The sequence below is a fragment of the Candidatus Accumulibacter necessarius genome (assembly GCF_036625085.1).
Window position 1 is genome coordinate 687,631 of record NZ_JAZKUM010000002.1, and the last position, 20,218, is coordinate 707,848.

At 59.2% G+C, this 20,218-nt stretch carries 18 protein-coding genes, 1 tRNA gene and 1 pseudogene; 10 read left to right on the forward strand and 10 right to left on the reverse strand.

Features of this window, described 5'->3' with window-relative positions:
- Position 1 precedes the first annotated feature (1 nt).
- The gene (locus V5B44_RS07540; RefSeq protein WP_332358462.1) at positions 2–568 is read right to left on the reverse strand and encodes a lysophospholipid acyltransferase family protein; all 567 of its coding nucleotides are present in this window, start codon (positions 566–568) and stop codon (positions 2–4) included.
- A gap of 428 nt (positions 569–996) precedes the next feature.
- On the opposite strand from V5B44_RS07540, the gene crcB reads away from it, so the two are divergent.
- Together crcB and V5B44_RS07550 are read left to right on the forward strand one after the other, a co-directional pair.
- Positions 997–1,383, forward strand: a complete 387-nt coding sequence (gene crcB, locus V5B44_RS07545; protein WP_332358463.1) for a fluoride efflux transporter CrcB — start codon at positions 997–999, stop codon at positions 1,381–1,383.
- Between the two features lie 72 nt (positions 1,384–1,455).
- The gene (locus V5B44_RS07550; protein WP_332358464.1) at positions 1,456–1,809 is read left to right on the forward strand and encodes a DUF190 domain-containing protein; all 354 of its coding nucleotides are present in this window, start codon (positions 1,456–1,458) and stop codon (positions 1,807–1,809) included.
- Here V5B44_RS07550 and V5B44_RS07555 read toward each other — a convergent pair.
- Together V5B44_RS07555 and V5B44_RS07560 are read right to left on the reverse strand one after the other, a co-directional pair.
- Complete coding sequence (locus V5B44_RS07555; RefSeq protein WP_332358465.1) at positions 1,806–2,537, reverse strand: lipopolysaccharide kinase InaA family protein; 732 nt, start codon at positions 2,535–2,537, stop codon at positions 1,806–1,808. The genes V5B44_RS07550 and V5B44_RS07555 overlap by 4 nt on opposite strands.
- A gap of 33 nt (positions 2,538–2,570) precedes the next feature.
- Entirely contained in the window at positions 2,571–3,254 is a 684-nt protein-coding gene (locus tag V5B44_RS07560) for a class I SAM-dependent methyltransferase (protein WP_332358466.1), read from the reverse strand.
- A 362-nt stretch (positions 3,255–3,616) separates the two neighbouring features.
- On the opposite strand from V5B44_RS07560, the gene V5B44_RS07565 reads away from it, so the two are divergent.
- Positions 3,617–4,525 carry a flagellar brake protein gene (locus V5B44_RS07565; protein ID WP_332358467.1) on the forward strand — a complete coding sequence of 303 codons (909 nt, stop codon included), beginning with the start codon at positions 3,617–3,619 and terminating at the stop codon, positions 4,523–4,525.
- A 77-nt stretch (positions 4,526–4,602) separates the two neighbouring features.
- Here the strand turns inward: V5B44_RS07565 and V5B44_RS07570 are convergent.
- From V5B44_RS07570 to rplU, 5 genes and pseudogenes are all read right to left on the reverse strand, one after another.
- Positions 4,603–5,895, reverse strand: a pseudogene (locus V5B44_RS07570) (ISNCY family transposase).
- 265 nt (positions 5,896–6,160) lie between these two features.
- Positions 6,161–7,279, reverse strand: a complete 1,119-nt coding sequence (gene proB, locus V5B44_RS07575) for a glutamate 5-kinase (RefSeq protein ID WP_332358468.1) — start codon at positions 7,277–7,279, stop codon at positions 6,161–6,163.
- Between the two features lie 2 nt (positions 7,280–7,281).
- Positions 7,282–8,388: an Obg family GTPase CgtA gene (cgtA, locus tag V5B44_RS07580; protein WP_332358469.1), complete on the reverse strand. Its 1,107-nt coding sequence runs from the start codon at positions 8,386–8,388 to the stop codon at positions 7,282–7,284.
- Positions 8,389–8,495: 107 nt separating this feature from the next.
- A complete protein-coding gene (gene rpmA / locus V5B44_RS07585) occupies positions 8,496–8,759 on the reverse strand; it encodes a 50S ribosomal protein L27 (RefSeq protein WP_332358470.1) in 264 nt (87 codons plus the stop codon).
- Between the two features lie 19 nt (positions 8,760–8,778).
- Positions 8,779–9,114, reverse strand: a complete 336-nt coding sequence (gene rplU, locus V5B44_RS07590; protein WP_332358471.1) for a 50S ribosomal protein L21 — start codon at positions 9,112–9,114, stop codon at positions 8,779–8,781.
- A gap of 163 nt (positions 9,115–9,277) precedes the next feature.
- Between rplU and V5B44_RS07595 the strand changes: the two genes are divergently transcribed.
- The 6 genes from V5B44_RS07595 (at position 9,278) to ampD (ending at position 14,256) form a co-directional block, all read left to right on the forward strand.
- Positions 9,278–10,246: a polyprenyl synthetase family protein gene (locus tag V5B44_RS07595; RefSeq protein ID WP_434735411.1), complete on the forward strand. Its 969-nt coding sequence runs from the start codon at positions 9,278–9,280 to the stop codon at positions 10,244–10,246.
- Between the two features lie 18 nt (positions 10,247–10,264).
- A tRNA-Pro gene (locus tag V5B44_RS07600) sits at positions 10,265–10,341 on the forward strand.
- A 152-nt stretch (positions 10,342–10,493) separates the two neighbouring features.
- Positions 10,494–10,721 (forward strand): PP0621 family protein, encoded by a 228-nt coding sequence (locus V5B44_RS07605; RefSeq protein ID WP_332358472.1) that lies wholly within the window; start codon positions 10,494–10,496, stop codon positions 10,719–10,721.
- A gap of 6 nt (positions 10,722–10,727) precedes the next feature.
- The gene (locus tag V5B44_RS07610; protein WP_332358473.1) at positions 10,728–12,314 is read left to right on the forward strand and encodes a sensor histidine kinase; all 1,587 of its coding nucleotides are present in this window, start codon (positions 10,728–10,730) and stop codon (positions 12,312–12,314) included.
- Positions 12,308–13,678 (forward strand): sigma-54-dependent transcriptional regulator, encoded by a 1,371-nt coding sequence (locus tag V5B44_RS07615; protein ID WP_332358474.1) that lies wholly within the window; start codon positions 12,308–12,310, stop codon positions 13,676–13,678. The genes V5B44_RS07610 and V5B44_RS07615 overlap by 7 nt, the downstream gene beginning before the upstream one ends.
- Complete coding sequence (ampD, locus tag V5B44_RS07620) at positions 13,675–14,256, forward strand: 1,6-anhydro-N-acetylmuramyl-L-alanine amidase AmpD (RefSeq protein ID WP_332358475.1); 582 nt, start codon at positions 13,675–13,677, stop codon at positions 14,254–14,256. Before V5B44_RS07615 ends, ampD begins: the two co-directional genes overlap by 4 nt.
- Before the next feature lie 50 nt (positions 14,257–14,306).
- Here ampD and V5B44_RS07625 read toward each other — a convergent pair whose 3' ends face one another.
- Together V5B44_RS07625 and V5B44_RS07630 are read right to left on the reverse strand one after the other, a co-directional pair.
- Positions 14,307–15,467, reverse strand: a complete 1,161-nt coding sequence (locus tag V5B44_RS07625; RefSeq protein WP_332358476.1) for a pyridoxal phosphate-dependent aminotransferase — start codon at positions 15,465–15,467, stop codon at positions 14,307–14,309.
- A gap of 105 nt (positions 15,468–15,572) precedes the next feature.
- Positions 15,573–17,411 (reverse strand): phosphoenolpyruvate carboxykinase (GTP), encoded by a 1,839-nt coding sequence (locus tag V5B44_RS07630; protein WP_332358477.1) that lies wholly within the window; start codon positions 17,409–17,411, stop codon positions 15,573–15,575.
- Positions 17,412–17,768: 357 nt separating this feature from the next.
- On the opposite strand from V5B44_RS07630, the gene V5B44_RS07635 reads away from it, so the two are divergent.
- Positions 17,769–20,069 (forward strand): NADP-dependent malic enzyme, encoded by a 2,301-nt coding sequence (locus tag V5B44_RS07635; RefSeq protein ID WP_332358478.1) that lies wholly within the window; start codon positions 17,769–17,771, stop codon positions 20,067–20,069.
- Positions 20,070–20,218: the final 149 nt, after the last annotated feature.

Here is a 20,218-nt window from a genome sequence, read left to right on the forward strand (position 1 = left end):
ACTATGCGTTCCTGCCGGTGATGTCAGCGTAGAACCCCCGGATCTCGGCCATATCTGCGGAAATGTTGCCCGACGGTTGAAGCAGGCGGCCTATGCCCGCTACCTTGTCCTTGAAATCCAGATAGCCCAGGGCGATAGGAACATCAGCGCCGAGGGCAATGTAATAGAAGCCGGTCTTCCAGTGGACGACGTTACTTCGCGTCCCTTCCGGGGAAACAACGATGGCCATTCGGGGGCTGCAGGCAAACGCGCTGACCATGCCCTGCACGAGATTTCCTGCCCGCTCTCGGTGCACCGGGATGCCGCCGAGCCAAGTCATCACACGACCAACAATGGGAGGGAAGAGGCTCGCTTTTCCCATCCAGTGAACATTCAGCCGCAAGACAAAGCACACCATCAGGGTCAAGGGGAAATCCCAGTTGCTGGTATGTGGCGCTGCAATCAGCACATACTTCGGCGCAGTTGGCGCGACCCCCTCGACGTGCCATCCGGTCAGCCATAACAGCAGCCGGGACAGCCAGTGCATGGAAGAGTTGACGACGGGGGTATCGAATATCGTCCGCTGCATAGATGACGCCTTTGCCAATTGAGCCCGTCCTCTGAGTTGTCGAAGGCATGCCTGAAGCTGGGTGCCAAAGGGGCCCTCGATTTGGCCCTGCCAAGGGCTGCAGGTGGGGTTGCCGCACGCTTGCCGACCGCTTGTGCAGTTTACTCGGAAGCTGTTTGGTTTGGCTGATTTCGATTTCTCGTGACCGTAGCGCGAGCTAGCGCGCCCGATTCAATTCCGGGCCACGTTGGCACGCTCTGGCGGGAACCCACGTCCCGCAAGGAGCAACTATTCAGAAAGCAAGTTCCAGTGCTATATTGAGCTGATGGGAGTCAGTATTCCTCCGTTAAACGCCGGACTACGGCTTATGGCATGTATGGTTCCGGGCTGAGTTGCAGGGGTTCTTTTGCAGACTGCCCGCGTGGCTGACATGTCCTCAGGGCAGATGTATGTGGAAATCGATTCTCGCCATCTCCGTCGGTGCTGTGGTCGGTGCCTTGTTACGCTGGCAACTTGGAACCAGGCTCAACGCGATCTTTCCGACCATTCCGCTTGGCACGCTGGTTGCCAATTTGATCGGTGCCTACGTGATAGGCTTGGCGATTGCTTTTTTCGCCTCGTTCTCGGCGCTCGCGCCCGAATGGCGTCTGTTAGTGATTACAGGTTTTTGCGGGGGTCTCACCACATTTTCAACTTTTTCTGCGGAACTGATGACACTGCTGCAACAAGGGCGCATCTCCTGGGCTCTTGGTATCGTCGCTACCCATGTCATGGGATCGGTTTTGATGACCTTTGCCGGCATTGCCACATTCGCTTGGGCGAGGAGTGCGAGTTGATGCAGCTACTCAGCGGAAGCGGTATCGGGTACCAGAATGCATCAAGGGTATGGCAGGCTGAGGGAGAGAATCATGCACGGATCATTCCTGAGGTTCTACGTAGGCGAAAACGAGCACCATCGCGGCGTTCTCCTCTGGGAGTGGCTGCTCGACCAGGGCAACAGACTCGGCATTCGGGGCGGCTCGGCGTTCCGTGCAATTGGCGGTTTTGGGCGACGTCATACCGTACACGAAGACCACTTTTTTGAATTGGCTGGAAGCGGCAGCATCGAGGTCGAGTTCGTTGTCACCGCGGAAGAAGAGCAAGGGCTGCTGGATCTGATCCGCCGGGAAAAGGTCCGTATTTTTTTCACCCGCATTCCGGCCCGCTTCGGCATCATCAATCCGGACGCCAAAGACTTGCCAAGCCAGAGGGGTGACGACTAGCCCTTCAGGGCAGAAAGCTGTTGCCGGTAGGCGGCTCGGAACGCGCTCCAGTCTTCATCACTCCAGCCGCCCGTGTGTCGCATCAATTGGTCCAGATCATGGGCGCTCACTCGCGCACGGCTGATGCGCTTGCGCAGCTTTTCCAGATCAATGAAGCACACATCGCTTTCCTCATAAGCGCTGCTCGCCTTCGGGGTGCGACGTACAAACACATGTTTACCGTACAGGGAGCTGTGCTGCAGGCCGTGATGATGGAGGCGAGCGCAGGCGCAGGCAGTGGCAGCAATCAATGATTGGCGCTCCTGTTGCACATGTTGCGCGGCCTTGGCATTCCATTCATCGAGGCTCATGAAGCTGTCGAGCGCCCGCGTTACCAGAATGGCACGCCAGTGGCCGGTTTCGCGCCTGTCGCCATAATAGAGCGCCTCAACCGTACCGATATCATGTCGATGCAGGCGCAAGATGTTCTGATACTCGCGATAGAACGTCGGGATGCCGCGGAACGGGTGCTGCGGCGTCCGGCAGAGGTGGTTGTCCTGTCGCTTCACGAAGATGGCGCTACCGTCGGCCAGCAGATGGCGACTGACGCCGCTCCAGCCACCGCGTCGCTCGTTGGGCGCTTCATGCCAGTCGGCACGCAGCGACCATAGCGCATCGAAGCTTGCCAGCCCGCTGACGGTCAGCAACTGGCGCGCCGTCGCATCGGGAAACAGATCTCGCGCTTTCACCGGCAGGCTGGTGGCTGTGTTGCCAGCCTGCCTCTAAAACGTTTTCTTGCGCAGCACATACGCACGCCACATGAAAAGGCGGGGCAGGAAGTCGACGTGACCAACGATCTCGAAGCCCGCCTCGCGGCACTCCTGTTCGAACTGCGCGCGCGGCACGATGAAACGGTTGTCGCTGTTCTCTCCTCTTTGCCGGCGTGCATCTTCGAGTCTGCGACGGCGCCAGGCTTTGTAATTGCCATTGACCCAAAGTGACAGGACGACGGTGTCCCGGCTGACTCGATGGAATTCCCTGAGCATTGCGACGCGGTTGGTCGAGTCGCCGATGTGATGCATCAGGCGAATGCAGAAGATGCAATCGACACTGTCATCAGGCAGCGTGATTTCGAAAGCGGAACACTGCAGCAAACGAAAGCGCTGCACCACGGAAGGATCACGCGTCCTTCTGGCGACCTCCAGCATGGCCTCGCTGTAATCGGCTGCCAGCAACTCGCGCTTCGGGTCCTGCGCCAACATCGACCAGAACCGTCCGGTACCACAGGGCAGGTCCAGCACCGACGACGGGTTCCCGGCAAGGGCCAGGGCACGCTGCGCCATGCGATGTTCCATTCGGTCAGAGAACTTCTTCTCGTTATGCTTCTGGAAGTACTCCTGTGAATGCGAATCGGTGTACTTATCGGAGAAAGGCAGGTGAACCGTAGTTTTTCGCTGATCGTTCATGTCGTCGGCTGGAATCGAGCGTCCTGCAGAGGAAGGGAAGAAGCATAGCACGGCACATGTCATGGTTTGGCCAAGAACTTGGGGTCTGCAGTGGGGCGCCTTGTCGTCATGGGCCGCGTTGTGGTGACCCTGGGTAGAGTATCCGCCTCGGTTCGAGAGTATCATAATTGAAGTTCAGAGTTGCCGCTGTTGCCAGCCGCCAGGATAATGGGGCAGGTTTTGGTGTCGTCGGCTACGGGGAGCAGCGGAGGATGCCGAAACTGGAAACGATGGTTCGGTAGCCGGCGCAGTGATGAGAACAGGTCTTCGGCGCGCGGGTAGACCTTTCGCTTTTTGTCCGACAATAAAATTCAGGGTCGACAATGACGCCAGACACCCGCCACATCGCGGTGCGGAGAAGCGATATTGATCTTGGGAGGCCCCTTCCATGGGCGGTTTATGACAGCCACGGGAATCTTCTGCTGAAGCAGGGCTTCGTACTGGAAACGAAATCGCAAGTCGATGCGTTGATTGAAAAGGGGCTGTACCGTGACCGCCAGGGAGTCAGTGTGAACATCGGTTTTCGGCGCGATGGACGCGACGCCGGCGAAGCTGGCCCCAGCGACCCATCTGGTGAGCGGATCGTACCGCTAGACGAGATCAAGCTAGCAATCGGTGACTCGTTTCAGATCCAGGCACAGACGGAGCAGGCGGAAAGCAGGTACTACGTCAAGCTGATTGGCTATCTCAAAGGCAGGAGTGTTATCGTGACGATGCCGGAAGTGGACGGAAGGCTCTGTTTCGTGCGCGAAGGACAGGCTTTCGTGGTCCGCTTTTTCGCTGGCAGGAATGCTTATGCGTTTACAGCAAGTGTTCTGAGATCATCCAACATCCCTTTTCCGCACCTGCATCTCAGCTATCCCTCGCAAGTACGAGGTCTGATGGTACGGACCGGCGAAAGAGTGCCGGTCAGAATCATCTGTGCCGTTGCCATTCAGGATGATACGCGGACGGTTACCACTGGCGCCATGGTGACCAACATCAGTGTCAGCGGCGCCATGCTGGCGTCCAAGGGGAGGCTCGGGAACAAGGGCGATCTGCTGTCAATCAAGTTTCGCGTGGACATCCGGGAGATCGAGTTCCTGGCGTCAATTGATGCGACTATCCGCTACGTGTCGAGTGACGAGTCCGGCGAGTTCTTGCATGGTGTGCAGTTCGCTGGTCTGCCCAATGATGTTGCGATTGCATTGACCGCTTTTGTCTATCAGAAACTGGCCGAATCGTCGCGCTGAGGCAAGCATACCAGCAGTTCTCATTTCAAATTCCATGGTAGTGGGTGTTGAGGGTAAGGACTGTTGGATGGGGTAAGTCAGCCGGTGTCTGGGGCGTTGGGAGCGAGGCGCTGCTGCATGAAGCGCATGAGGTGATCCCAGTCATCGAACGGCAGGTACTGTAGCAAGGCGCGCAGGTGTTCGAAGAAGGTGCGTCGGGAGGGCAGCAGGCCGCGCACCTTGGCGTAACGGGTGTCCATCCAGTCCAGGGCGGTATGGACCAAGAAGGCCAACAAGATCAGTGTAGCGAACAGGTTGGCCAAAAACTGCTTGCCGTGTCCGAAGTTGTGGTCGAAATGGTAGCCCTTGGTCTTGAGGGTGTTGTTGTTCTCGTTCTCGATTTTCCAACGCGCCCGCCCGGCGGAAGCCAGAGCGGCGACGTTATGGTCGGTGATGGCATGCGAGGTGGCCCAGGCGTTCTTGAAGACGATGGCACCGCGGGCATCGGTGGTGACCAGTTCCAGCCAGTTGGCCATCACGGCATCGTCCGTGTTGCGCAATGGCACTTGATGGGCATAGCGATAGGTGTCGGTAAAGTGCTTCTTGCCGACGCGTCGCGCCTGTACGACGCGGCCGAGTTGCTCGTTGCGCTCGAAATCGCCGACCCACTCGTAGAGCGTGGCATGGGATTCGGGCTTGCAGGTGAACAGGAAGTCGGCCTGTTGCGCCCGCACCCGCAGGCAATGCGACTGATGGCAGTACAGGTCGTCGCCCAGGTAGGTGATGCGCCACGGGCGGTAGTGCTCGCCCCAGCGCGCCAGCCAGCGGGCCGCGGCGGCCAATTCGCAGTCCTGCTTGTCCTGGCCGTCCTGGGGTTGCACGAATTCCGGCGGCAACGGGATGGCGTTCGCCTAGCCCGGCGCCACCAGCACCGGCGTCACGGCAAGGTGGCGATAGAGAACCCTGTCGTTCTTCAGGCGCGTCTCGCTGCAACCGGCACAGGAAATCTTTTCCGACGAGAAGAAATCAGTGCCGTCCAGGGCAATCAGCAAGGTGTCGTTGAGCGAGCGAAATCCCGCCAGATAGCCTTGCTGGTACAGGGCATCGCCAATCTCGGCCATGACCGGGTACACCGTTTCCGGCGGCACCGGGTCCAGCAGATTGCGAATCTGGTTATCGCAGGGAATCTCATGCACCCCGAACAGCGAAGAGGCATTGTTCCGCCCCAACTGCTTCTGCATCCTGACTTGGCTATCGAGGAAGGACGGACTTTGCGAGAAAAACACGGCGAAGGCCGACAGGGCCGCATCCTCCATCTCATAGAGCCGGGCGTTGCTCTGCTTACGCCCGTCCGGCAAAGCCCGGAATGCATCCCGAACCTTCTCGATCAAGGCGATGGCGGGGCTCGGCAGGGGGATGGGGGCAACGGTCGAAATGGGCTGGGCACCTGAAAATCATCAATACTTCGATCAAGTTCGAGGTTAACACTATAACACACTGTTTACCAGCATTATTTTAAAAAACACCCGGAGTTTCCCTCAATCTTCATCGCCCAAGTCTGCCAATCCGCGTGCGCCAACCTACGCCAACAGCCGCATTGCTTGGGTTTGAAATGAGAACTGCTGCAAGCATACCTTGCCGCAATGTTGGCGGCCTTCAGGTGAGAATCAGGTTGTCGCGATGGATGATCTCCGGCTCGTCGATGTAGCCGAGAATTTCTTCGATATCCTGGCTGGCGTGGCGCGCAATGCGTCGTGAATCGCTGCTGCCGTAGTTGACCAGGCCGCGGGCAACCTCCTGGCCTTCGCTGGAGACGCAGGCCACTGCGGCGCCGCGTTCAAAATCGCCCTGGACCATCATCACCCCGATTGGCAGGAGGCTTTTCCCTTCCCTGAGTGCGTTTATTGCGCCACTATCGAGAACCAGCTTGCCATTGAGCTGGAGGTGGTCAGCGAGCCATTGCTTGCGAGCCGTGAGCGGCTGCGTTTCCGACACCAATAGCGTGCCGAGGGGTTCTCCACGCGCCAAGCGTAGTATGACGTCCCCCACGTGCCCACTGGCGATGACCGTGTGGGCGCCGCTTCGTGCCGCGCGCTTGGCAGCGACCACCTTGGTAATCATCCCGCCCTTACCGAATTGTGTGCCGACACCACCCGCCATCGCTTCGAGGGCGGGAAGTCCGGCCTGCGCTTCGCTGATCAGAGTGGCCTCCGCATTCTTGCGTGGATCGGCTGTAAAGAGGCCCTGCTGGTCGGTGAGAATGATCAGGCAGTCGGCTTCAACGAGGTTTGCCACCAGCGCGCCGAGGGTGTCATTGTCACCGAACTTGATTTCATCAGTGACGACGGTGTCGTTTTCGTTGATGATCGGGACCACGCCGAATTGCAGGAGTGTGCTCAGTGTCGAGCGTGCATTCAGGTAGCGTTTGCGGTCGGCGAGATCGTCATGCGTAAGGAGGATCTGCGCGGTATGCAGGTTGTAACGGGCGAAGGCCCTTTCATAAACCTGCGCCAGGCCCATCTGGCCGACGGCTGCCGCCGCCTGCAGTTCGTGCACGGCGCTTGGGCGCTTTCGCCAGCCGAGGCGTTGCAGGCCGCAGGCGATCGCTCCAGAAGAGACGAGAATGGCTTGCTTGCCGGTCTCGCGCAATTTCGCGATTTGTCTTGCCCAATCGTTGATGGCTACGAGATCAAGGCCTTCGCCGTTGTTGGTGACCAAGGCGGAGCCAACCTTGATGACCAGTCGGTGGGCAGAAGCGGTGCGAGTAATGGCCATGTTCAGGGCCGCGCCTCATCTTCGGACATGTTTTCCGGAAAATGTGCGTCAGCTGCAGCGGCTGTTACGGTAGCTGACGACTGCGTACGCGGTAGCCTGTCCAGCGCGTCCTGCAGCTTCTGCACCAGTTCCCGACAACCATCGCCGCTGATGGCACAGATGCGGAAGCTCGGGTTGGCCTGGGTGTCTGCTCCACACGCCTGCAGAAAGTTCGCAATGCGCGCCTCGCGTTCTTCCTCTGGTATTAGGTCCAGCTTGTTCAGAACCAGCCAGCGCGGCTTCCTGGCAAGTTCCGGATCGTACTTTTCCAGCTCACAAGTTACGGTGAGTAGATCGCGGACGGGGTCCGCCTCGGGGTCTGGCGGGGCGAGGTCTACGATATGCAGCAGCAGGCGCGTGCGGGCCAGATGCTTGAGGAAGCGGGTGCCCAGGCCGGCGCCTTCTGCCGCTCCATCAATCAATCCGGGGATGTCGGCAATGACAAAGCTTCTATCGCAGTCCACTCGTACGACGCCAAGGTGGGGTTCGATTGTGGTGAAGGGATAGTCTGCAACCTTGGGACGGGCCGCAGAGACCGCCCGCAGGAACGTGCTCTTGCCGGCGTTGGGCAGGCCCAGCAGGCCGACATCTGCTAGCAGCCGAAGTTCGAGTCGAAGGTCACGTTGCTCGCCAGGTTCACCGCGGGTGAACTGGCGCGGCGTGCGATTGACGCTGGATTTAAAATGAACGTTGCCCAGGCCGCCTCGGCCACCTTTGGCAAGCAGCACTTTCTTGCCGTCCGCATCGAGGTCGGCCACTATTTCGTTGGTGTTGAGATCGGCGATGAGGGTACCGACCGGTACGCGTAGCGTCAGGTCTTTGCCGCGCTTCCCGTAGCAGTCACTGGAAGCACCGTTCTCGCCCCGCTTGGCCAGAAACCTGTGAACGTAGCGATATTCGATCAGGGTATTGACGTTGCGGTCAGCGACGACATGTACGCTGCCGCCGTGTCCGCCGTCGCCGCCGTCGGGGCCACCCTCGGGTTCATATTTCTCTCGCCGGAACGAGGCGATCCCATTGCCACCGTCACCGGCGGCAACAAGAATTTTCGCCTCATCGATGAACTTCATGGTCAGGTGTCTTCCTCATGTCACGATGGGAAAGCAAAAAAGCCCTACCTGCAAGGATAGGGCTTCGTACGGGGCTGGCTTGCCTGAGCATGCCAGCGCTCTGGCTATCAGATGACTACCGGAAGGATGCTCACCGTGCGCCGGTTCATCGCGCCCTTGATCGCAAACTGTACGTGACCATCCACCAGGGCGAATAGCGTGTGGTCCTTGCCGATGCCCATATTCTCGCCTGGATGGTAGGCGGTACCGCGCTGGCGAACGATGATGTTTCCGGCCCGAACCAGTTGACCACCGTAGCGCTTGACGCCAAGACGTTTTGCTTCGGAATCGCGGCCGTTACGTACGCTGCCGCCTGCTTTCTTGTGTGCCATGAGTCAGACTCCTCTGAAATCAGACTGAAACGTCAAGCGCAGCGTCACCGGCAATGACGTCAACGCGAATCTCGGTGTAATTCTGGCGATGTCCCTGATGCTTCTGCGAGTGCTTCCGACGACGCATCTTGAATATCCGGACCTTGTCGTGGCGGCCATGTGAAAGCACCGTGGCTTTTACCGTGGCGCCGACGACGATCGGTGTGCCGACCTGCACGGTGTCACCTTCGCCAACCATGAGAACCTGGTCAAGAGTGACCTCAGCGCCAACTGCTGCCGGTATCTGTTCTATTTTCAATTTTTCGCCGCTGACAACCCGATACTGCTTGCCCCCGGTTTTTATGACCGCGTACATGTTGGACTCCAAATAGCTAGACAATATGAAGCGAAGGACCGCGGATGATACGTTCTTTTCCTGGCCTCGTCAAAGGGTTTGCGATGCTCCCGAGAATCCCTTGCTTGACGCAGGACATGCCGGCGCCTAAGATCCTCGGGTTTTTGTGCCAAGGTGCAGTGTGGTGAGAAAGCAGCAGTTCTACAACCTGATCGGATCGGATATGAAGGCTGTTGACGCGGTAATCCGCCAGCGTTTGCATTCCGATGTCGTTCTCGTGCGGCAGGTGGCGGAGTACATCGTTCAGAGCGGTGGCAAGAGACTGCGTCCGGCATTGGTCCTGCTCTCGGCCGGCGCGCTGGGTTATCGCGGTACGCATCATCACGAACTGGCGGCGGTGATCGAGTTCATCCACACGGCCACCTTGTTGCATGATGATGTGGTCGATGCTTCAGATCTGCGGCGCGGCCGACAGACCGCCAATGCGATGTTTGGCAACTCGGCCAGCGTGCTGGTTGGCGACTTCCTGTATTCGCGGGCCTTTCAGATGATGGTTGCAGTCAATGATATGCGCATCATGCGGGTCTTGTCAGATGCGACGAACGTCATCGCCGAGGGCGAGGTGCTGCAGTTGATGAACTGCCATGACGCAGATCTCGACGAGACGGGTTACCTGCAGGTTATTCGCTACAAGACGGCGAAGCTGTTCGAGGCCGCAGCGCAAGTTGGTGCGATCATTGGCGGTGCCAGTATGGCCATCGAGCAGGCGATGGCCATTTACGGCGCGCACCTGGGGACCGCGTTCCAGTTGATTGATGACGTGCTTGACTATTCGGGTGCCGAGGTGGAGACGGGCAAGCATCTGGGTGACGATCTGGCTGAAGGCAAGCCAACACTGCCTCTGATTTTCGTCTTGAAAAACGGGGATGCAGACCAGGTTGCCAGTGTGCGGCGCGCGATAGAAAATGGCGGACGCGATGATCTACCCGAGGTCCTGGCGGCGATTCGTGGGACCGGGGCGCTTGAATATGCAAAACGGAAGGCTGCGACCGAGGCACAGCAGGCTGCCGTTGCCCTCGAACTCGTACCGGCTTCTCAATACAAGGATTCCTTGTTAGAATTATGCCTCTTCGCGGTTGCTAGGACCCATTAGCGCCGTTGTCGCTTCGGTCGGGGCGTAGCTCAGCCTGGTAGAGTACTGCGTTCGGGACGCAGGAGTCGGAGGTTCGAATCCTCTCGCCCCGACCAACCGTTGCTCCTCCTGTTTTCCTCCATTTGTTCTGCAAGGGTAGGCCTGCGCCTACGGCATTCCCTTGCCCGCTGCCTGCCTCAATCCTTCGGACGACACGCTGTACTGCTGGCTTCTGCTATGCTTGAGAACTCTGCGGGACTTTGTGGAAATGACGAAATACCTATTGCTGGCGGGACTGGTTCTTTTTGTCTGGTGGGCTTGGCGAAAGGCGCGAACGAAACGGGGCGCGGCTGCACAGCCCATGCGGGAGGTCGAGCGCATGGTGGAGTGTGCCCACTGTGGTGTCAATCAGCCGGTGAGTGAGAGCATTCTGGCCAATCATCGCTACTACTGCTGTGCCGCGCATTTTCGTCAAGCCCAGTCCGACGACGGCTGACTGGCCATGCTGACCACGGTGGCTGGCGCGGAACGCTTCTCCGAGACTCACTGGAAGTCACTCCGCTACTTTAGTCTCTACCGCTGCGCGGTTGCGACGCTTCTTTTCTTCGCCGCGCTGTTGTACCCGTCAGCTTTTCCCGTATCGATCGCGCATCAGGGTTTGCCGCATCTGGCCCTGGCTGGCCTATACCTGGCGAGTGCCGTACTGGCGGTTGTCCTGGCTTATCGTCATCGCCAGGGCTACAGCATGCAGTTGACCGCAAGCGTGCTGGTCGACGTGGTGGTGATGACTCTGCTGATTCATGTCGGCGGTGGCCTGGGCAGCGGTTTTGGTTCGATGCTGTTGGTGACGTTGGCTGGCGCTGGCCTGGTCGGCCAAGGCAGTCTGGTGCTGTTCTATGCGGCCATGGCCACTCTCTCGATTCTGTTCGAGCAGTCCTACCGGGCATTGCAGCACGAGTTTGACGCAGCCGGGTTCTTTCATGCCGGGCTATTCTGTGCCGGGTTCTTTGCGGTTGCCATCTGCGCCCGGCTGTTGGCACGGCGGGTGATCACCAACGAGGCGCTGGCGCGTCAGCGTGGCATCGACCTGAACAACCAGACCGTGATCAGCCAGCGCGTGATCGAGGAGATGCAGGATGGCGTCCTCGTGCTCAGCCGAGACGGCCGGGTAAGACAAAGCAACCCGCGTGCCAGGGAGTTACTGGGATCAAATGGCAGTAGCGAGGTCTTGTTGCCGGAGTATTCGCCAGAGTTGGCGCGGGGTTTTGCTGATTGGTGTCGGGATGGCAGTGAAGATGCCATGCTGGTGCAGGTGGCGGCGAACCAAATGCAGTTGCGCGCACGGTTTGTTGGTACAGCGAGCACGGAGCGCGACGTCCTTGTTTTTCTGGAGAATATGAGCCGCCTGCGCGAGCAGGCGCAGCAAATCAAACTGGCCGCCCTTGGCCGGCTGACCGCCAGTATTGCGCACGAGATCCGTAATCCGCTTTCGGCCATAAGTCATGCCGGCGAGTTGATGCGAGAAGAGCGACGCGGCGAGCTGCATGAGCGCCTGTTGCGCATCGTCCTGGACAATAGCCAGCGTCTGGAGCGCATCGTAAGTGACGTCCTGGAGCTAGGGCGCCGGGATCGTGTTTACCGTGAATTGATCGACCTGAGAGAAATGCTGCCGTCCTTTGTCGAACAATACCTGGTTAAGGAGAACGTGCCGGCCGACGTGATCCGCCTTGAGTTGTCGGGCTTGGCTACCCTTTGTTTCGATCGTTCCCATTTTCATCAGGTGCTGTGGAACCTGTTGAGCAACGCGCTGCGTCACTCGCAGGTTTTGGCTGGAAGCGTTCGCATGCTGGTCTTTAATGCGAAGGTCGATGGTCAGGTGGAACTGCATGTGATCGACGATGGAGAGGGTGTGGGCGACGAGTGGCGGGAACAGATCTTCGAGCCCTTCTTCACCACACACCATAGGGGTACTGGTCTGGGTCTCTATATTGCCCGCGAGTTGTGTGACGCGAATGGCGCACAACTCGAACTGCTGAGCCCTGGGCCAGGTGCAGATTTTCGTGTCTTGGGGAGGGCTGTCGGGTGTTGACAGGCAAGGTGGAACGTCGTCCTCGCGGCGACCTGGCACGTGTGCTGGTAATCGACGATGAGGCGGATATTCGCGAGCTGCTCGATCTGACTGTGGCTCGTATGGGGCTCTCGGCCGACTGCGCGGCAAGTGTGGCGCAGGCGCGCCAGTTGCTCGAACAGCAGCGCTATCAACTGTGTTTGACCGATATGCGCCTCCCTGACGGCGAGGGGTTGGAGATCGTACGGCTGATCTCGGAGCGCTACGGCGAGACGCCGGTGGCGGTGATCACTGCCTTCGGCAATGCCCAGAATGCGGTCGCTGCACTCAAAGCAGGCGCTTTTGACTATCTCGCCAAGCCGGTCGCGCTCGAGCAATTGCGCAGCCTGATCAAGTCGGCGCTCAACCTGCCTCGTCGCAACGGAGCGGTCGACGGTAACCAACCAGCCGGCAGTGCGACACAACTGGTCGGGAACTCGCCTGCCATTGAACATGTCCGAGAAACGATCGACAAACTCGCCCGTAGCCAGGCGCCTGTCTACATCTCCGGTGAGTCGGGTACTGGAAAGGAGCTCGCAGCCCGCCTGATTCATGACCAAAGTGCGCGCCGTGCCGCGCCCTTTATTCCGGTGAACTGTGGGGCAATTCCGGAGAACCTGATGGAGAGCGAGTTCTTTGGTTATCGCAAGGGTGCTTTTACTGGTGCGGATAGCGAGCGTGACGGCTTCTTCCAGGCTGCGCAAGGGGGGACACTGTTTCTCGATGAGGTCGCTGACCTGCCACTGGTCATGCAGGTCAAGTTGCTGCGGGCCATTCAGGAAAAGAAGGTACGCAAGGTCGGCAGCACAGTCGAAGAATCTGTCGACGTGCGCATAATCTCGGCGACCCATCGGTTGCTGAAGGACTGTGTGGATGCCGGAACCTTTCGCCAGGATCTCTATTACCGCGTCAACGTCATCGAACTCAAGATGCCGCCGCTACGTGAACGCCGCGAGGATGTTCAACCCCTCGTAGAGGCCCTGCTGGTTCGACTCTGCGGAGCGGAGCCTCCACGCCTTGCGCTGCAATCAATAAAGGCGTTGGAAGCCTATAGCTTTCCTGGAAATGTGCGGGAACTCGAAAACATCCTGGAACGGGCTACAGCGCTGTGTAACGACAATACAGTGGTTCTCGATGATCTGCAGCTCGCGCCGGCCTTGGTTGTCACTGACAGCCAAGGCAGGGAGGGTGAGTCACTTGACGACTACCTGAACCGGCTCGAAAAGCAGGCAATCCTCGAAGCATTGGCCAAGACGGCTTTCAACCGGACGGCTGCGGCTAGGCTGCTTGGCGTCAGCTTTCGTTCGCTACGCTATCGCATCGAGCGGCTCGGAATCGAGGAGTGAATTCGTGGCGTAATTCTGCCAACTCAGCGATCGGGGATGACGGATGGCTCGAAGGCGTACAGCGTATTCAGTCGCCCAACCAGGACGAGCGGCCACCGGGCGAGCTTGTCTCGCTGATCGTGGTTCATGCCATCAGCCTGCCGCCGGGGCAGTTCGGTGGTGATGGGATCGTGCAGTTGTTCACCAACCGGCTTGATCCGGCTGCTCATCCCTATTTTGTGAAGATCAGCGGTTTGCAGGTCTCGGCCCATTTTCTTGTTCGAAGAGATGGTCAGTTGATCCAGTTTGTCTCATGCCAGCAGCGCGCCTGGCATGCCGGCCTTTCTTCCTGGCAGGGGAGAGTACGCTGCAACGACTTCTCGCTCGGTATCGAACTGGAGGGCTGTGACGAGTTGCCGTTCGAGGAGGTGCAGTACGTCTGCCTGGTGGACCTGCTTCAGCGACTGTGTGCGCGCTACCCGATAGAGGCGGTGGTCGGTCACAGTGATGTTTCTCCAGGGCGAAAGACCGACCCCGGGCCTGGCTTCGACTGGCAGCGCCTCAGGGTGGTGGGGAAGTTGCCCCGGGCTTTTCGCTGAGCGCCGCGGCATGTCGATCGAGTGCCAATGAAGCGACCGCTGGAAAGGCCTCAGCCCAGAAAGCGGCGGATTCTGTCGACTGCCTCGGCAAGCCTTACAACATCGGTCGTATAAGCGAACCGCAGATGTTTTTCCGGCGCATTGCTGCCGAAATCCAGGCCTGGTGTGACCGCGACTCCTGCCGTGTCCAGGAGGTCGCGAGCGAAGCGATCACTGTCGACGGTCAATTCGCTGCAATTGACGTAGAGGTAGAAGGCGCCGTCCGGTCTTGCAGCGATGCGAAAACCCAGAGCCTCCAGAGCAGGTGCCAGGAAGTCCCGCCGTTTCTGGAACTCGTTGCGCCGTGCTTCAAGGATGTTGATGGTCGCCGGCGTGAAGGCGGCGAGCGCGGCGTGCTGCGCCGGTGTCGATGGTGAGATGAAGAGATTCTGGGCCAGTTTTTCAATGTCGCGGACGAAGCGTTCGGGGACAACCAGCCAACCCAGTCGCCAGCCAGTCATGCTGAAATACTTGGAGAAGCTTTGCACGACGAAGATATCGTCACCGAACTGCAGGGCCGTCTGAGCGTCACGCTCATAGGTTAGCCCATGGTAGATCTCATCGACGATCAGTTGCCCCTGACGCTGGCGAACGAACTCGCTGATGGCCGCCAGTTGGTCGTTACGCAGCATGCTTCCGGTAGGATTGGCCGGCGAGGCCAGCAGAGCCCCGGCCGAGCGTTCGGTCCAGTGTGCTTCGAGTGTTGCCGGGGTGGGTTGAAAGTTGCTTTCCGGGCCGACCGGAATACCTATCGGGATACCTTCAAAACTCCGGATGAAATGACGATTACACGGGTAGCCAGGATCGGAGAGCAGCCATTCGCTGCCCGGTTCGGTGAGGCAGGCCAGGGTCAGCAGCAGGGCGCCGGAGGCGCCGGCAGTCACCGCAACACGTGCTGCGGGGATGCTGATTCCGTAGCGTGTCTGGTAGAAGTCGGCGATTGCACGACGCAGCTCGGGCAGACCGAGCGCTGGCGTGTAGAAGACGCGGCCGCTTTCGATGCTGGCCCGGGCGGCAGCGATTATTGGCTCGGGCGTCTGGAAATCGGGTTCACCGACTTCCATGTGAATGATGTTCCGACCCTCGGCTTCGAGTGCCCTGGCGCGCGCCATCAACTCCATGACGTGAAATGGGGCAATGTCGGCAAGGCGACTGGCAGGAAAGGTAGGCATGGTTCAGTGATCACGGTTGTGGCGAAGCAGACAGTTTAACGACAGGGTGAAGGTTGGGCGAAAAAAAGGCCGCCCAAAGGCGGCCTCCTTGATGGCAGAGAAAGCTCAGGCTGCCTGGAATTCCTTCTCGAACTTGTCGCGGACGTCAGCCAGCGTGGCCGGCAGCTTGTCGCCCATCTTCCCGAACCAGTCCTTCACGCCTTCGAGTTCGCTCAGCCAGGCCTGCTTGTCGAGGCTGGTGACGCCGGCAAACTCTTCCTTGGAGAAGTCGGTGCCGGACCAGTCGAGGTCCTCGTAGTTGGGCATCCAGCCGAGGGTGGTTTCCCTGGCGGAGACTTTGCCTTCGCAGCGTTGGATGATCCATTTGAGGACCCTTGCATTGTCACCAAAGCCGGGCCACGCGAATTCGCCCTTCTCGTTCATGCGGAACCAGTTGACCATGAAGATTGGCACCGGCTGGTCGGTTGCTTTGCCCATCTTCAGCCAGTGGCTGTAGTAGTCAGCCATGTTGTAGCCGCAGAACGGAAGCATGGCGAACGGGTCACGCCTGACGACGCCCTGCTGGCCGAAAGCGGCAGCGGTCGTTTCGGAACCCAGCGTGGCGGCAGCATAAACGCCGTGCTCCCAGTCACGAGTCTGGCAGACCAACGGCACGGTCGAGGCACGACGGCCACCGAACAGGAAGGCCGAGATGGGAACCCCTTCCGTGCTCTGCCACTGGTCGTCGATGCACGGGCACTGCGCCGCCGGAGCGGTGAAGCGGGAGTTCGGGTGAGCGGCCTTGGTGCCTTTCTCCTTCGCAATCTCAGGCGTCCAGTCGTTACCTTGCCAGTCGATCGCATGTGCGGGCGCCGGGCCCATACCTTCCCACCAGACGTCGCCGTCATCGGTCAGTGCGACGTTGGTGAAGATGGTATTCTCGGCGAGCGACGCCATGGCGTTGAAGTTGGTCTTGTCGTTGGTACCGGGGGCAACGCCGAAGAAACCAGCTTCCGGGTTGATCGCGTAGAGACGGGTGACGCCGTCCTTGTCCTTGCGCGGCTTGATCCAGGCAATGTCGTCGCCGATGGTGGTGATCTTCCAGCCGCTCAGGCTCTGCGGTGGTACCAGCATGGCGAAGTTGGTCTTGCCGCAGGCCGACGGGAAAGCGGCGGCGACGTAGTGCTTGTTGCCGGCGGGCGATTCGACACCGAGGATCAGCATGTGTTCGGCCATCCAGCCATCGTCACGCGCCATGTTGGAAGCGATGCGCAGGGCCAGGCACTTCTTGCCGAGGAGCGCGTTGCCGCCGTAGCCCGAGCCGTAGGACCAGATTTCGCGGGTTTCGGGATAGTGCACGATGTACTTGGTGGTCGGGTTGCACGGCCAGCGCGGATCCTTCTGGCCCGGCTCCTTTGGGGCGCCAATCGAATGCACGCAAGGAACGAAGACACCGTCGGTACCAAGGACCGGGAAGACGTCCTTGCCCATGCGGGTCATGATGCGCATGTTGACCACGACGTAGGCGCTGTCGGTGATCTCGATGCCGATCTGGGCGATAGGTGAGCCGACCGGTCCCATCGAGAACGGGATGACGTACATCGTCCGACCCTTCATGCAGCCTTTGAACAGGCCGCTGAGGATTCCGCGCATCTTGGCCGGGTCTTCCCAGTTATTGGTTGGGCCGGCGTCTTCCTTTTTCTCAGAACAGATGTACGTGCGGTCTTCGACGCGGGCAACATCCGAAGGATCCGAAAAGGCCAGGAACGAGTTCTTGCGCTTCTTGAGCTTGATGAAGGTGCCTGCCTCGACCAGTTCGGCGCAGAGACGGTCGTATTCTTCCTGCGAACCGTCAGCCCAGACAACCTGGGCTGGCTCGGTGAGTGCCGCGATTTCGGCAACCCATTTTTTCAGGCGTTCATGTTTGACGTAGTCGGGGGCATTGATGGAAACAGTCTGGTTCATGGCAATCACTCTCGAAGGAAGGTAGAGAAGCGGAAGTTACCGTGGAGCGGCGCGCGCAGAGCGAAAGCAAAAGGGCTGGGAGCCGTAATAGTTTTTCCAGCCCAGTCGGGTGCGACGCGTCGGTCGCGGCTGGCGATAAACAAGCCTCGTGCAGGGGTGTGATACAGCATGCTAGGCGTTGGTGCTACAAGTCTGTGAGAGTTTGTGTAATTATGCCACAGGTCCGACCAACGCTCACGGTCCACCGAAAGTGTCGTTCTGGTGAAAGGCCCTGGCAATGTTCATGAGATGTCATCGCTTGACAGTCGGCTAGCCTGCGCATCTGCCATGGCCCGATAGTCGCAAGGAGAGTGAAGAATGCACAAGGAAAAAGACCAGCTCCGTACTGCCGCCCTGTTCTACCATCGCAACCCAAAGCCCGGCAAGGTGTCGATACAGCCGACCAAGCAACTGGCGAACCAGTATGACCTGTCAATGGCTTACTCTCCTGGAGTGGCTGCTGCCTGCGAAGAGATTGTCGCTTTTCCGGGTGAAGCGAGCACCCTTACTTCGCGGGCCAACTTGGTCGGCGTCATTACCAATGGCACGGCGGTTCTTGGCCTGGGCGCGATTGGCCCGCTGGCTGCCAAGCCAGTGATGGAAGGCAAGGCAGTGCTGTTCAAGAAGTTTGCGAATATCGACGTGTTTGACCTCGAAATCGAGGAACGCGACCCCGATCGCCTGGTCGAGATCATCGCCTCCTTGGAGCCGACCTTTGGTGGCATCAACCTCGAAGACATCAAGGCGCCGGAGTGCTTCTACGTCGAGAAGAAGCTGCGTGAACGGATGAGGATTCCGGTCTTTCATGACGACCAGCACGGTACCGCAATCGTTGTTGGTGCAGCAATCCTCAACGGTCTCTTCCTTCAAGGCAAGCAACTGGACCAGGTCAAGCTGGTGACCTCGGGCGCCGGAGCTGCCGCGCTCGCCTGCCTAGACTTGCTGGTGATGCTGGGCATTCCGGTCGACAATATCTGGGTGACCGACATCAAGGGGCTCGTTTACCACGGGCGCGTCGACGATATGGACGAGATCAAGGAGCGGTACGCAAAGCGGACCGACGCCCGGACCCTTAACGAAGTCATCGAAGGAGCGGATGTTTTCCTCGGGTTGTCGGCTGGTGGCGTCCTCAAGAAGGAGATGGTGGCCAGGATGGCGCCCTCGCCGTTGATTATGGCTCTGGCCAATCCCAATCCGGAAATCAGGCCTGAAGATGTCAAGGCCGTGCGTGGCGACGCGATCATCGCCACGGGCCGTTCCGACTACCCGAATCAGGTCAACAACGTGTTGTGCTTCCCCTTCATTTTTCGCGGTGCGCTCGATGTCGGGGCCACGACCATTACTGAGGCGATGAAGTTGGCCGCCGTCAAGGCGATTTCCGAGTTGGCACGGGTCGAGCAATCGGAAGTTGCGGTCCAGGCGTATGGCGAAAAGCACGCCAACTTCGGTCCGGAGTACCTGATTCCCAACCCCTTTGATCCCCGGCTGATCGGCAAGATAGCGCCGGCGGTTGCCGAGGCAGCAATGAACTCCGGGGTCGCAGCCAGGCCAATCAGGGATATCGATGCCTATCGCGACAGTCTGGACGAGTTCGTCTATCACTTCGGCTTGATCATGAAGCCGGTCTTCTCACAGGCCAAGCAGGCGCCAAGGCGGATTGTTTTTGCGGAAGGGGAGGACGACCGCGTGCTGCGCGCAATACAAGTTATCGTCGACGAGGGAATAGCCAGACCGATTCTGATCGGCCATCCTGGCGAGATCACGCGCAAACTCGAAGCTCTCAACCTGCGAGTCAGCCCGGGGACCGACTTCGATATCGTCTATGCGGACAACAACGGGTTTTTCGATGATCATTTCGAGCCGTACTGGCGGGAGTACCGGCATCTGATGGAGCGTAAGGGTGTCTCGGTCGAATTTGCCAGACGCGAAGTCAGGCGCCGCGCCTCGCTGTTCGGCGCCATGATGGTGCGCATGGGCGACGCAGACGGACTGATCTGCGGCACCTTTGGTCGCCACGATGTGCATCGCGAGTATGTCGAACACGTTATCGGTCTGGCGCCGGGAGTCCGGAACCTGTATGCGATGAGTCTTCTGGTGCTGCCCGATCGCACGCTCTTCCTGGCGGACACCTACATCAACTACGACCCATCGGCGGAGCAACTGGTGGACATGACGCTGCTTGCTGCCGACGAGGTCCGTCGCTTTGGCGTCACGCCGAAAGTTGCCCTGCTGTCGCATTCGTCGTTTGGTTCCGAGAACACGCCAACTGCACGCAAAATGCGCGAAGCACTGCGGTTGCTCAAGGAGCGCGCGCCACGGCTCGAGGTCGAGGGCGAGATGCACGGGGACGCAGCGCTTGACGATCACATCCGGCAGCGGGTTTTTCCAAGCGACGCTCGCCTGAAAGGGCAAGCCAACCTCTTGATCATGCCTACGCTGGATGCAGCCAACATCTCGTTCAATCTTCTGAAGATCGCTTCGGGTGACAACCTGACGATTGGACCGATCCTTTTGGGCGCTGCTCAACCCGTGCACATCCTGACTTCGACGGCTACGGTGCGGCGGATTGTCAACATGACCGCGCTGACGGTGGTTGATAAACTGATGAATGAGCGCTGACCGCTTTTTCCACCCCGGCGCCAGTGCGCCGGTCGCTCTCGCTCACATGGGTCCCTCGCGTCGTCGAGCAAACTCGCAGCCTTTCTGCAACCCGGACAAGCACATCATGTGATAGATAAGATACTATCGCTATCCTGTTATTTTTGATC